At 70.8% G+C, this 12,742-nt stretch carries 15 protein-coding genes; 8 read left to right on the forward strand and 7 right to left on the reverse strand.

The window, feature by feature from the left end; all coding sequences use genetic code 11:
* The 4 genes from QMK24_RS24600 to QMK24_RS24615 all read left to right on the forward strand — a co-directional run.
* On the forward strand, positions 1 to 253 hold a 253-nt coding region (locus QMK24_RS24600; protein WP_502989162.1), incomplete at its 5' end, for an ATP-binding protein.
* A complete protein-coding gene (locus tag QMK24_RS24605) occupies positions 250 to 963 on the forward strand; it encodes a response regulator transcription factor (protein WP_283468929.1) in 714 nt (237 codons plus the stop codon). The genes QMK24_RS24600 and QMK24_RS24605, both read left to right, overlap by 4 nt.
* Before the next feature lie 119 nt (positions 964 to 1,082).
* On the forward strand, positions 1,083 to 1,829 hold the full coding sequence (gene recO / locus QMK24_RS24610; protein WP_283468930.1) for a DNA repair protein RecO: 747 nt from the start codon (positions 1,083 to 1,085) through the stop codon (positions 1,827 to 1,829).
* Between the two features lie 82 nt (positions 1,830 to 1,911).
* Entirely contained in the window at positions 1,912 to 2,730 is an 819-nt protein-coding gene (locus tag QMK24_RS24615) for an isoprenyl transferase (RefSeq protein WP_283468932.1), read from the forward strand.
* A gap of 192 nt (positions 2,731 to 2,922) precedes the next feature.
* Here the strand turns inward: QMK24_RS24615 and QMK24_RS24620 are convergent, their stop codons facing one another.
* The 4 genes from QMK24_RS24620 to QMK24_RS24635 all read right to left on the reverse strand — a co-directional run bounded on the left by QMK24_RS24620 (position 2,923) and on the right by QMK24_RS24635 (position 6,048).
* Positions 2,923 to 3,330: a Fur family transcriptional regulator gene (locus QMK24_RS24620; RefSeq protein WP_283468934.1), complete on the reverse strand. Its 408-nt coding sequence runs from the start codon at positions 3,328 to 3,330 to the stop codon at positions 2,923 to 2,925.
* A gap of 68 nt (positions 3,331 to 3,398) precedes the next feature.
* Positions 3,399 to 4,292, reverse strand: a complete 894-nt coding sequence (locus QMK24_RS24625; protein ID WP_283468936.1) for a metal ABC transporter permease — start codon at positions 4,290 to 4,292, stop codon at positions 3,399 to 3,401.
* Positions 4,292 to 5,059, reverse strand: a complete 768-nt coding sequence (locus tag QMK24_RS24630) for a metal ABC transporter ATP-binding protein (protein WP_283468937.1) — start codon at positions 5,057 to 5,059, stop codon at positions 4,292 to 4,294. Before QMK24_RS24630 ends, QMK24_RS24625 begins: the two co-directional genes overlap by 1 nt.
* Positions 5,060 to 5,082: 23 nt before the next feature.
* Entirely contained in the window at positions 5,083 to 6,048 is a 966-nt protein-coding gene (locus QMK24_RS24635) for a metal ABC transporter substrate-binding protein (RefSeq protein ID WP_283468939.1), read from the reverse strand.
* 141 nt (positions 6,049 to 6,189) lie between these two features.
* On the opposite strand from QMK24_RS24635, the gene QMK24_RS24640 reads away from it, so the two are divergent.
* On the forward strand, positions 6,190 to 7,572 hold the full coding sequence (locus QMK24_RS24640; RefSeq protein ID WP_283468941.1) for a glycine--tRNA ligase: 1,383 nt from the start codon (positions 6,190 to 6,192) through the stop codon (positions 7,570 to 7,572).
* Between the two features lie 61 nt (positions 7,573 to 7,633).
* Here the strand turns inward: QMK24_RS24640 and QMK24_RS24645 are convergent, their stop codons facing one another.
* Positions 7,634 to 8,173: a hypothetical protein gene (locus tag QMK24_RS24645; RefSeq protein WP_283468944.1), complete on the reverse strand. Its 540-nt coding sequence runs from the start codon at positions 8,171 to 8,173 to the stop codon at positions 7,634 to 7,636.
* A 169-nt stretch (positions 8,174 to 8,342) separates the two neighbouring features.
* Between QMK24_RS24645 and QMK24_RS24650 the strand changes: the two genes are divergently transcribed.
* From QMK24_RS24650 to QMK24_RS24660, 3 genes are all read left to right on the forward strand, one after another.
* Positions 8,343 to 9,587 carry a sensor histidine kinase gene (locus QMK24_RS24650; protein ID WP_283468946.1) on the forward strand — a complete coding sequence of 415 codons (1,245 nt, stop codon included), beginning with the start codon at positions 8,343 to 8,345 and terminating at the stop codon, positions 9,585 to 9,587.
* Entirely contained in the window at positions 9,575 to 10,219 is a 645-nt protein-coding gene (locus tag QMK24_RS24655) for a response regulator (RefSeq protein WP_283468948.1), read from the forward strand. Before QMK24_RS24650 ends, QMK24_RS24655 begins: the two co-directional genes overlap by 13 nt.
* A gap of 92 nt (positions 10,220 to 10,311) precedes the next feature.
* On the forward strand, positions 10,312 to 11,073 hold the full coding sequence (locus tag QMK24_RS24660) for a DUF4097 family beta strand repeat-containing protein (RefSeq protein ID WP_283468949.1): 762 nt from the start codon (positions 10,312 to 10,314) through the stop codon (positions 11,071 to 11,073).
* Here QMK24_RS24660 and QMK24_RS24665 read toward each other — a convergent pair.
* Both QMK24_RS24665 and QMK24_RS24670 read right to left on the reverse strand, forming a co-directional pair.
* On the reverse strand, positions 11,052 to 11,666 hold the full coding sequence (locus QMK24_RS24665; protein WP_283468951.1) for a TetR/AcrR family transcriptional regulator: 615 nt from the start codon (positions 11,664 to 11,666) through the stop codon (positions 11,052 to 11,054). The two genes, QMK24_RS24660 and QMK24_RS24665, sit on opposite strands and share 22 nt — an antisense overlap.
* Before the next feature lie 120 nt (positions 11,667 to 11,786).
* Positions 11,787 to 12,737 (reverse strand): aldo/keto reductase, encoded by a 951-nt coding sequence (locus QMK24_RS24670; RefSeq protein WP_283469003.1) that lies wholly within the window; start codon positions 12,735 to 12,737, stop codon positions 11,787 to 11,789.
* Between the last annotated feature and the right edge of the window lie 5 nt (positions 12,738 to 12,742).

A 12,742-nucleotide genomic window follows, 5' to 3' on the forward strand; every position in this document is an offset into this window, starting at 1 on the left:
CGGCATCGTCGGCATGCGGGAGCGCGCCCGCAGCGTCGGCGGGCGGCTGGTGGCCGAACCCCGGGCGGACGGCGCCGGGTTCGCCGTCACGGCAGTGCTCCCGCTCGGGGGATCGCTGGAGGACGGCCTCGAAGACGGCGAAGACCCTCCGGAGGTCCCGGCAGAAGGATCGCTGCCAGACCCGATCGCAGTCCCGCTCGCAGATCCGATCGCAGTCCCGCTCGCAGATCCGCTTGAAGGAGCGACCCGATGACGTCACCGATGGCATCCACCGCAACCGCTCCGCCGACGATCCGGGTGTTGCTCGCCGACGATCAGACGCTGGTGCGGGCCGCGTTCGCGATGCTCGTCGAGTCCGCGGCCGACATGGAGGTGGTCGGGCAGGCGGGAACCGGCCGGGAGGCCGCGGCGCTGGCCGGCAGCGCCGGCGCCGATGTGGTGGTGATGGACATCCGGATGCCCGACCTCGACGGCATCGAGGCGACCAGGATCATCGCCGCGGACGGCGCTCTCGCCGGGGTGCGAGTGCTGGTGCTGACCACGTACGACACCGACGAGCACGTGGTCGCGGCGCTACGGGCCGGAGCCAGCGGCTTCCTGGTCAAGGACACCCGGCCCGCCGAGCTCCTGGACGCCATCCGCACGGTCGCCGCGGGCGACGCGCTGCTGTCGCCCGGCCCCACGGCCCGCCTCATCGCCCGCGTCCTGCGGCTGCCCGACCGGCCGCCGCCCGGCCCCGCCCCGGCCGGTCTCACGGGTCTGTCGGACCGGGAGCAGGAGGTCCTGACGCTGGTCGGCCGGGGCCTGAACAACACCGAGATCGGCGAGGCGCTCGGGCTCAGCCCGCTCACCGCCAAGACCCACGTCAGTCGCATCATGGGCAAGCTCGCGGTCCGCGACCGCGCCCAACTGGTCATCGCCGCCTACGAGTCGGGACTGATCCGGGCGGCGGGCGAGGGCTGAGGGCGAACGGGCGTCAGTGGGCGATGAGGACGAGCGCGAGGGCGATGAGCGCCGGGACGGTCTGTACGAAGACGATGCGACGGCCATGGGGCGCCGCGTGGTACGGGACAATGGGCCGTATGAGTCTGTTCCGCGACGACGGCATCGTGCTGCGCACCCAGAAGCTGGGTGAGGCGGACCGGATCATCACGCTGCTCACCCGCAGGCACGGGCGGGTGCGGGCGGTGGCCCGGGGAGTTCGCCGCACGAAATCGAAGTTCGGGGCGCGGCTGGAGCCGTTCAGCCACGTCGATGTGCAGTTCTTCGCAAGGGGCGGGGAGCTGGTCGGGCGCGGACTGCCGCTCTGTACGCAGGGTGAGACGATAGCTCCGTACGGTAGCGCCATCGTCGCCGACTACGACCGCTACACCGCCGGCACGGCGATGCTGGAGACGGCGGAACGGTTCACCGACCACGAGGGCGAGCCGGCCGTCCAGCAGTATCTGCTCCTGGTCGGCGCCCTGCGCACCCTGGCCTCCGGCGACCACCAGCCGCGGCTGATCCTCGACGCCTTCCTGCTGCGGTCGCTGGCGGTGAACGGTTACGCGCCGAGTTTCGACAACTGCGCGAAATGCGGGATGGGTGGGCCGAATCGGTTCTTTTCGGTTGGAGCGGGAGGAGTCGTCTGCGCCGAGTGCAGGGTGCCGGGAAGCGTCGTACCCTCACGGGAGTCCCTTGAACTCCTCGGCGCGTTGCTCGGCGGGGACTGGGAGACGGCGGACGCGTGCGAGCCGCACTTCTGCCGGGAGGGCAGCGGGCTGGTCGCGGCGTATCTGCAGTGGCACCTGGAGCGCGGACTGCGCTCGCTGAAGTTCGTCGAGAAGTAGCAGCAACACAAAAACACCAGCGGTAACAGCGGTATCAGCAGCAGAAGCAGTAAGAGACGTAGACGTAGGAGAGGCAACGCGCATGGCACGTCGCGGGATTCTGGGCCGTTCCCGACCCGAGTACCGGGCTCCGGACCCGCATCCGTCCGGCGCCCTGCCCCCCAAGATCCCGGGGGAGCTGGTACCTCAGCACGTCGCCATCGTCATGGACGGCAATGGCCGCTGGGCCAAGGAACGCGGCCTCCCGCGCACCGAGGGCCACAAGATCGGCGAGTCCGTCGTCCTCGACGTCCTCAAGGGCAGCCTGGAGCTGGGCGTCAAGAACCTCTCCCTGTACGCCTTCTCCACCGAGAACTGGAAGCGCTCGCCCGACGAGGTGCGCTTCCTCATGAACTTCAACCGCGACGTCATCCGCCGCCGCCGTGACGAGATGGACGCCCTCGGTATCCGCATCCGCTGGGTAGGCCGGATGCCCAAGCTGTGGAAGTCCGTCGTCCAGGAGCTCCAGGTCGCCCAGGAGCAGACGAAGAACAACGACGCCATGACGCTCTACTTCTGCGTCAACTACGGCGGCCGCGCGGAGGTCGCGGACGCGGCCGCCGCCATGGCCGCGGACGTGAAGGCCGGCAAACTCGACCCCTCCAAGGTCAACGAGAAGACCTTCGCGAAGTACCTGTACTACCCGGACATGCCGGACGTGGACCTCTTCATCCGCCCCTCCGGCGAGCAGCGCACGTCCAACTTCCTGCTCTGGCAGTCCGCCTACGCCGAAATGGTCTTCCAGGACGTCCTCTGGCCCGACTTCGACCGCCGCGACCTCTGGCGCGCCTGCCACGAATACGCTTCGCGCGACCGCCGGTTCGGGGGCGCGCTGCCGAACGAGGTTCCTCGGGAGGGCTGACGGTGTCCGAGGCGCGGGTCCGTTCGGCCGGGCGCGGCCTGGTCGCGGCGTCGCTGCTCGGACTGCCGGTCTCTTCATCGCGATGGGGCGCGCCGGGGTGGCAGAGGCGTCGCAGCCGGAGGCGTTCCCCGGCACCGGACGGGGCGTACACCTGCATCGACCGCTGAGCGGTCGGGCTTCCGTAGCCGGAGGCTATTTGGCGGCGCACTCGGCGCACGTGCCGAAGATCTCCACCGTGTGGGCGACGTTGACGAAGCCGTGGTCGGCGGCGATGGCCTCGGCCCACTTCTCGACGGCGGGGCCCTCGACCTCGACGGCCTTGCCGCAGACGCGGCAGACGAGGTGGTGGTGGTGGCCGTCGGAGCAGCGGCGGTAGACGGACTCGCCGTCGTCGGTGCGCAGGACGTCGACCTCGCCGGCGTCGGCGAGGGACTGGAGCGTGCGGTAGACGGTGGTGAGGCCGACGGAGTCACCACGGTGCTTGAGGAGGTCGTGGAGGTCCTGGGCGCTGCGGAATTCCTCGACCTCGTCGAGCGCGGCGGCGACGGCGGCACGCTGCCGGGTCGATCGGCCCTGCACGGGGGGCTTGGCGGTCGTCACCGGTGCCTCCTTCTCGGTCGTAACCGTCCGGATGTCCGGTCGGTCGTCATTGTGTCAGGCCGGAGCGGCTAAACCCGAACGTCGTCCTGCTGGGTGCGCGCCCCGGGCACCTCCAGGGTGCACCGGTTCTCGGCTGCAGCGGAACCACGCGCCCGTTTTCTGGCGAGCGGACCGGCCAGCGCGGCCAGCGTGATGAAGATGGCGATGGCCAGCAGAACGATCGTCGGTCCCGACGGTACATCGACGTAGAACGACGTGACGGCGCCGGACAACGAGACCGTGACGCCGATCAGGACGGCCAGCGCGAAGGTCATGGCGAAGCTGCGCGACAGCTGCTGTGCGGCGGCCACCGGGACGACCATGAGGGCGCTGACGAGCAGCAGGCCGACCACGCGCATGGCGACGGTGACGGTGACGGCGGCGGTGACCGCGACGAGCAGGTTCAGCAGCCGGACCGGCAGCCCGGTGACGCGGGCGAACTCCTCGTCCTGGCAGATCGCGAAGAGCTGCCGCCGCAGTCCGACTGTGACAAGCACCACAAAGCCGGCGAGCGCGCAGATGGTGGTGACGTCCTGCGGCGAGACGGTGTTGAGCGAGCCGAAGAGATACGTGACGAGATTGGCGTTGGAGCCCGTCTTGGACATGCTCATCAGCATCACGCCGCCGGCCATGCCGCCGTAGAAGAGCATCGCGAGGGCGATGTCGCCATGGGTCTTGCCGTACCAGCGGATCAGCTCGATGGCGACGGAGCCGACGACGGCGACGGCGGTGGCCATCCAGATCGGGCTGGCGTTGAGCAGGAAGCCGAGGCCGACGCCGGTCATCGCGACATGGCCGATGCCGTCGCCCATCAGCGCCTGGCGGCGCTGGACGAGGTAGATGCCGATGGCGGGGGCGGTGATGCCGACCAGGACGGCGGCGATCAGGGCCCGCTGCATGAAGGCGTAGTTGAGGATGTCCATCAGCTCAGCAGCCCCGTCCTGATCGGTTCGGCGTCATGGGCGTGCGGGTGCACATGGTCGTGGCCGGGCAGCGCGTGCTGGCCCACGGCCCGGGGCGGCGGGCCGTCGTGGACGACGCAGCCGTCGCGCAGCACGACCGCGCGGTCGATCAGCGGCTCCAGGGGTCCCAGCTCATGGAGGACGAGGAGCACGGTGGAACCGCCCGCGACCTGCTCGCGCAGGGTGCCGGCCAGTATTTCCTGGCTGGCGACGTCCACACCGGCCATCGGCTCGTCCATGATCAGCAGTTCGGGGCCGCCGGCCAGCGCGCGGGCGATGAGCACCCGCTGGTGCTGGCCGCCGGACAGCGCGTTGACGGAGTCCTTGGCGCGGTCGGCCATGCCGACGAGCTCCAGGGCCCGGTCGACGGCCGCGCGGTCGCCCCGGCCCAGCCGCCGCAGTCCGGTGCGGGCCAGCCGGCCGGAGGAGACGACCTCGCGGACGGTCGCGGGCACTCCGCTCGCGGCGGTGGTGCGCTGCGGTACGTAGCCGATCCTGGCCCAGTCGCGGAAGCGCTTGAGCGGGGTGCCGAACAGGTCCAGCTCGCCCTCGCTGAGCGGCACCTGGCCGACGACGGCGCGTACCGCCGTCGACTTGCCGGAGCCGTTCGCCCCGAGCAGCGCGACGACCTCGCCGCGTCCGACCGCCAGGTCGACCCCGCGCAGTACGGGCCGTGAGCCGAGTGAGGCCGTCGCCCCGCGCAGGGATATGACCGGGTCCCGCTGCATGCGTACCTCCGTCACTGGTGCCTTCATTTGGGGCCGAGCGCCGTCTGCAGGGCCTTGAGGTTGCTCTGCTGGACCTCGAAGTAGTCGCGGCCCTTGGACTTGTCGGTGATGCCCTCGAGCGGGTCCAGTACATCGGTCTTGAGCTTCAGGTCGCCGGCCAGGGTCTTGGCGGTGGTGTTGCTGGCCAGCGTCTCGAAGAAGACCGTCGTGACGTGGTGCTCGGCGGAGAGCTTCTGCAGGGCCTTGATACGGGCGCCGCTGGGCTCGGTCTCGGGGTCGATGCCGCCGATGGCCTCCTCGACCAGGCCGTAGCGCTCGGCGAGGTAGCCGAAGGCCGCGTGGGTGGTGATGAAGGTGTCGGAGGCGCGGTTCTTGAGCCCGTCGGTGAACTGGGTGTTCAGCGCGTCCAGCTTCTTGACCAGCGCGTCGGTGTTCTTCTGGTACGCGGCGGCGTTCTTCGGGTCGGCCTTGGCGAGCGTGGTGTTGACGCCCTTGGCGACCTCGGCGTACTTCACCGGGTCGAGCCAGACGTGCGGGTCGGCGCCGGCCTCGCCCACGCCGGAGTGGTTGTCGCCGGTGGTGTGGTGATGGCCGTCGACCTCGGTGCCGTGACCCTCGAGCTGGGTGAGGGATGCGGCGTCGGCGGTGTTCTTCACGCCGGACTGCTTGACGGCATCGTCCACGGCGGGCTGCAGGCCCTTGAGGTAGACGATCACGTCGGATTCGCCGAGGGCGGCGGTCTGCTTGGGGGTGAGCTCCAGATCGTGCGGCTCGACGCCCGGCTTGGTGAGCGCGGTGACGGCGACATGGTCGCCGCCGATCTGCCCGGCCAGGAACTCCATCGGGTAGAAGGACGCCGTGACCTTCAGTTTCCCGCTGTTCCCCGCGCTGCCGGCGGCGTCGGTCGCGGAGCACGCACTCAGCGTGAGCAGTGCGAGCGCGGAGACTGCGGCGACGGCGGCGGGTATCAGACCGGTGCGTTTGTTCATGACACCCATTTTCATCTGAAGTGGAAACGATTGTCAATTGGCCTAAGTCCCCGGACTTCCGCCGGAACCGATTTGATACCGGGGCCACGCCCGCCGGTAACCTGGGGCAACTGACCGCTTCGTCGTACTGAAGAGAGCACCGTGGCCGCCGACAAGATCGACACCATCGTCAGCCTGAGCAAGCGCCGAGGCTTCGTATTCCCGTGCAGCGAGATCTACGGCGGCTCCAAGGCCGCCTGGGACTACGGGCCACTCGGCGTCGAGCTCAAGGAGAACATCAAGCGCCAGTGGTGGCGCTCCATGGTCACCTCGCGCGAGGATGTCGTCGGACTCGACTCGTCGGTCATCCTGGCACGCGAGGTCTGGGAGGCATCGGGCCACGTCGCGACGTTCTCCGACCCGCTGACCGAGTGCACCTCCTGCCACAAGCGCTACCGCGCGGACCACCTGGAGGAGGCGTACGAGTCCAAGCACGGCCGTCCGCCGGCCAACGGCCTCGCCGACATCAACTGCCCGAACTGCGGCAACAAGGGCGCCTTCACGGAGCCCAAGCAGTTCTCCGGCATGCTGCAGACCCACCTCGGCCCGACCCAGGACGCGGGCTCCATCGCGTATCTGCGGCCGGAGACCGCCCAGGGCATCTTCACCAACTTCGCCCAGGTGCAGACGACCTCGCGCAAGAAGCCGCCGTTCGGCATCGCCCAGACCGGCAAGAGCTTCCGCAACGAGATCACGCCCGGCAACTTCATCTTCCGCACCCGCGAGTTCGAGCAGATGGAGATGGAGTTCTTCGTCAAGCCGGGCGAGGACGAGCAGTGGCACGAGTACTGGATGGAGCAGCGCTGGAACTGGTACACCGGCCTGGGCCTCAACCCGGACAACATGCGCTGGTTTGAGCACGCCAAGGAGAAGCTGTCGCACTACTCGAAGCGCACCACTGACATCGAGTACCGCTTCAACTTCGGCGGCAACGAGTTCTCCGAGCTCGAGGGTGTGGCCAACCGCACCGACTTCGACCTCAAGGCGCACTCCGAGGCCTCGGGCCAGGACCTGTCGTACTTCGACCAGGAGGCCGGCGAGCGCTGGTTCCCGTACGTCATCGAGCCGGCGGCCGGCGTCAACCGCGCCATGCTCGCCTTCATGCTCGACGCGTACAACGAGGACGAGGCGCCCAACGCCAAGGGCGTCATGGAGAAGCGCACCGTCATGCGCCTCGACCCGCGCCTGGCGCCGGTCAAGGTCGCCGTCCTGCCGCTGTCCCGCAACCCGCAGCTGTCGCCGAAGGCCAAGGGCCTGGCGACCGATCTGCGGAAGAACTGGAACATCGAGTTCGACGACGCGGGCGCCATCGGCCGCCGTTACCGGCGCCAGGACGAGATCGGTACGCCGTTCTGCGTCACGGTCGACTTCGACACGCTCGATGACAACGCGGTGACGGTGCGCGAGCGCGACACCATGAAGCAGGAGCGCGTGTCGCTGGACCAGATCACGTCGTACCTCGGTGGCCGACTGCTCGGCTGCTGATCGCTTTTCGCCTCAAACGCCCGGCGGGGCCGGAATCCAGCCCCGCCGGCGTTTGAGGAGATCAGTGAGGTGCTGACGCCCGTACGGCAAGTACCACGCACAGCGCGGCCAGTGGGAGTTCGGCGCACACCGCCATCCCGATCGCGGACGCGATATCCGCCCCGGGCGCGGCCGTCGTCACGTCGAACCACGCGTCGACCACCAGCAGCATCGCGGTGGCGGCGGCGGCCGGCCCCCGGCGGGCGTCGCGGCGGCGCAGCAGCAGGCCGGTGCCGATGAGGCCGATGGCCTCCAGAGCGTCGAGGCCCACCCAGGCGGTCGACCAGTGGGACGCCTGCGCCGTGGCCGGGAGCGAGGTCGCCAGGACGAAGAGCCAGGGGATCATGGCCAGGCCCAGCGCGACCAGGAGGTAGCCGAGCGGTCGCGGCCGGCGGGGCACGGGCTCCGGGACGGCGAACAGCTCGATGATCTCGGCGCCGTAGGAGTTCGCGCGGTTCGCGGCGTTCGCGGCGTTCGACGTGTGCGTGGTGTGCGTGGTGTGCGACGCGGCCGCGGTGGCCGACGGACCGATCCGGGTGGTCGGCATCTCCAGGACGGACATGGTGGTGATCTCCTTCCGGACCCGGCGGTCGGGCACAGGAGCAAGCCTCGTCCGCGGGCCCGCCCGGGTCAGTAACCCCCGGGTCCGACTTGAGGTGGTGCTGGCTATACCCCGAGACCGGACCCCTACGGGATGCACACGGCCCCACCTGGGGCTCTACGGTGAGCGCATGGCATCAACAGGGCCGCTGCGGCGCGCACTCCGACAAGCCGCCGCGTACGCCCCATGGTCGGCCTGGGCGTGGCGGAACACGGCGTTCGTCACGGCGGGTGTGCCGCCGGCAGCCGCGAGCGTGCTGCTGATCTTCGCCCTGGTGACGGACTGGTGGTCGCTGATCCTGCTGCCCGCGCTGCTCCTGGTGTCCGGCCCGCTGACGGCGCTGCAACGCAGCCGGTTCTGGTCGCTGCTCGGGCTGAACGTCCCCCGGGTGACCCGGGCGAGGCCCTGGTACACCCCGCGTGGCGCCTGGCAGTGGCTGCGTTCCGAGGCGACCTGGCGGCAGTCCGGCTACCACCTGCTGGCCGCCCCGCTGGCGGCCACCGGAGCGGTGGTCGTCGTCTGCTCCTGGGTCGCGGGGATCTTCGGCACGCTGGTCTTCTCCTGGGTGTGGGCGCTGCCGGTCCGTGACCGGCTGCCCGGCTGGACCGAGCAGTACACGCTCGTCACGGGTGTCGGACTCGTCCTGCTGTTCCTGACGCCCTTCCTGGCCGCCGCCGTCGCCCGGCTCGACACCTCCGCGGCCGCCGCGCTGCTCGGGCCCAACCGGGCCAAGGAGTTGCGGCGCCGCGTCGAGGACCTCGCCGAGAGCCGGGCGGGCGTGGTGGACGCGGCGGACGCCGAACGCCGCCGTATCGAACGGGATCTGCACGACGGCGCCCAGCAGCGGCTGGTGTCCCTCGCGATGAACCTCGGCCTGGCCCGCGCCACCCTCACCGACCTGCCGCCCGAGGCGCGAAAGGTGATCGACGAGGCGCACCGCGAGGCCAAGGAAGCCATCGAGGAGCTCAACAACCTGGTGCGCGGCCTGCACCCGGCCGTCCTGGACGACCGGGGCCTGGACGCCGCCCTGTCCGGGGTCGCCGCGCGAGCGCCGCTGCCCGTCCATCTGAAGGTGGAGATGGAGCGGCGCGCCTCGCCCACCGTGGAGGCCGTCGCGTACTTCGTGGTCTCCGAGGCGCTCGCGAACGTCGCCAAGCACGCGCGGGCGGACCGCGTGGACGTCGGGGTGCGGAGGCACGGGGACGTCCTGCGGGTGACCATCATCGACGACGGGATCGGCGGCGCCGACGTGGCCGGCGGGACCGGCCTGGCCGGGCTCGCGCAGCGCGTCGGGTCCGTCGACGGATCGATCCGGATCAACAGCCCCGCCGGGGGCCCGACCATCATCACTGTGGAGTTGCCGTGCGGGCTGTAATCGCCGAGGACTCGGTCCTGTTGCGCATCGGACTGGTCAAGGTCCTGGAGACCGCGGGCTTCGAGGTCGCCGCCGAGGTGGGCGACGCCGAGGCCCTGCTGTCGGCTGTCGACGAGCACCGGCCGCAACTGGCCCTGGTGGACGTCAGGATGCCGCCCGGCTTCACCGACGAGGGGGTACGGGCCGCCCTGGTGATCCGCCGGCAGTGGCCGGACACCGCCGTGCTGCTGCTCTCCCAGTACGTGGAGGAGCGGTACGCGGCCGACCTGCTGTCGGCCCATGGCGGCGGAATCGGCTATCTGCTCAAGCAACGCGTCGCGGACGTCGAGGAGTTCATCGACGCGCTGCGCCGGGTCGCGGCCGGCGGCACCGCGCTGGACCCGCAGGTGGTCGCGCAGCTGCTGCTGCGACGCAACACCGACCCGCTGGAGCGGCTGACGCCGCGCGAGCGCGAAGTGCTCTCGCTGATGGCGGAGGGCCGGTCCAACGCGGGGATCGCCGAGCAACTGGTGGTCAGCGAGAGCGCGGTCGCCAAGCACATCAACAACATCCTCGCCAAGCTCGATCTGCCGCAGTCCGACGGTGACCACCGCCGGGTGCTCGCCGTGCTGCGCTTCCTGGAGGGCGCGTGAGCGCCGCGGGCGCCGGGGGCGCCGGAGGTGTGGATGGCGGGCGGGTGGATGCCGGGCAACGGCGGCGCCGTGGGGCTTGGCTTGTCGTCGCGGTGATCAGCGCGCTGTTCATCGTGGCGCCGATGGCCGTGGAGACCTGGGCGTACTTCGGCGGGCACCGGCCCGAGCCCACCCAGTCGCTCGAACTCCCGCCCGGGGGACGGGTCCATCGGCTGCAGGTGGACGCGGGCAGCGCGTCGGTGACGGTGCGCCCCGGGCCCGCGGGCCAGGTGCGCGTCAAGCAGACGCTGACCTGGTCGACGGCGAAGCCGCAGGTCAGGAAGGTGTGGGATGGCGGTGTCCTGAAAGTGCAGGCGGAATGCCCCGGCTGGTGGTCGCTGACCGGCCTGGACTGCTCGGTGAAACTGGAGTTCGACGTCCCGCCGGAGATCGAGATCCAGGTCGTGGGCACCTCGGGGTCCACCGAAGTGCGCGGCACCACCGGCCGTCTCGACCTGACGAGTACCTCCGGGTCCACCACCCTGACCGATGTCGGGGGCACCATCTGGGCCCGCACCGGATCGGGGGCCATCGACGGCACCGGGCTCTCCTCCCGGACGGCCGACGTGGGGGCGAACTCCGGTTCGCTGGACCTGGCCTTCGCCTCCGCCCCCGACAAGGTGACGGCCGAAGTGGGTTCCGGCGCCGTGACGATCGGCGTCCCGCCGGGGTCCCGCTACCAGGTGGTCGGGCGCAGCGGGAGCGGGTCGCGGGAGTACGCCACGGGGCTGCAGGAGAGCAGTTCGCCGCGGATCATCGACGCGACGGCGGGGTCGGGCTCGGTGGATGTCGTCTATACGTCCGGGGCGCCCTGAGCCCGCAGTCCGTGCAGCAGCAGGTCGCAGACCGCGTCGAAGGCAGCGTCGATACCGGGCTGCGACCACTCGGCGGCGTACGCCGGGTCGTGGAAGCGGCCGGTGGCGTCCCAGACGGCGCGGGCGGCGGTGGCGGGGTCGACGGGTTCGGGCAGGGAGAATTCGCCGCGCGCGACCCCGTCCTCGACGATGGCGGCGAGCTGTCCGACCAGGTCCTCGACGTGCTGGGCGACCACCGCGCTGGCCTCGCCCGCGAGCGCCATGTACGTCGCGAACAGCTCCGGATCGCCGCCGGCCTTGCGGCGCTTCGCCGCGAACAGCTCCGTCAGCCACTGCCGCAGCCGCACGGGCGCGGGCTGCGGCCCCGCCGCGACGGCGGACAGCGTGGAGTGCGACTGGTCCAGCCAGCGCTGCGTGACGGCCTCGCGGAGCGCGGCCTTGCTGGCGAAGTGCCGGTAGACGGTGCCGTGGCTGACGCCCAGGGCCCGCGCCACATCCACGACGGTGGCCTTGGCGGGGCCGAAGCGGCGCAGTACGTCCTCGGTGGCTTCGAGGATGCGGTCGGTGGTCAGGGTCCGGGGTGGGGACGGCATGGGGGGCCTTTCGGTGCGGGGTGGTACGTCCCCAGTGTGGTGGGTGCGGGGGGTGAGCGGCTATCGGGTGCCGACGTATCCGCACCCGTCGCCGCAGGCTACGCCCCCGCAGGGATGGCGTCAGCGCTCGCTGTCGAGGTGCGCCATCTGTGCCTGCGGGTAGCGGTCGCCCGCTGCGGCGCCTGCCGGGACCGCGGCCTCGATCGCGGCGAGGTCGGCCGCGTCGAAGGTCACGTCGAGCGCGCCGAGAGCTTCGGTGAGGCGGTCGCGGCGGCGCGCGCCGACCAGCGGCACGATGTCCTCGCCCTGCGCCAGCACCCATCCGATCGCGGCCTGCGCGACGGTGGCGCCCTTGGCCCCGGCGATCTTCCGGAGCGCCTCGACGAGTCCGAGGTTGCGGTCCAGGTTGTCCCCGGAGAAGCGCGGGCTCATACCGCGGAAGTCGCCGTTCGCGCCGGATTCCGCGGAGCGCTCGCGCGTCCAGTGGCCGCTGAGCAGCCCGCGGGACAGCACGCCGTACGCGGTGACGCCGATGCCTAGTTCGCGGGCGGTGGGCAGGATGTCGTCCTCGATGCCGCGCGAGAACAGCGAGTACTCGATCTGCAGATCCGAGATCGGGGCGACGGCCGCGGCCCTGCGCAGGGTCTCGGCACCGACCTCGGACAGCCCGATGTGCCGTACATGGCCGGCCTGAACCTGCTCGGCCATGGCGCCGACGGTCTCCTCAATCGGCACGGCGGGGTCGACGCGGGCGATCCGGTAGATGTCGATGTGGTCGGTGCCGAGGCGGTTGAGCGAGTAGGCGAGGAAGTTCTTCACAGCGGCGGGCCGTCCGTCGTACCCGGACCAGCCCCCGTCCGCGTCGCGCAGCGCCCCGAACTTGACGCTGATGACGGCCTGGTCGCGGCCCTGGGTGCTGGTGCGCAGGGCGTCGCGGATGAGCAGTTCGTTGTGGCCCATGCCGTAGAAGTCGCCGGTGTCGATCAGGGTGATTCCGGCATCGAGCGCGGCATGGATGGTGGCGGTCGACTCGGTGTCGTCGCTGCGGCCGTAGAGGGCCGACATGCCCATGGCGC

It is taken from the genome of Streptomyces sp. PH10-H1, assembly GCF_030063355.1.
Classification (GTDB): domain Bacteria; phylum Actinomycetota; class Actinomycetes; order Streptomycetales; family Streptomycetaceae; genus Actinacidiphila.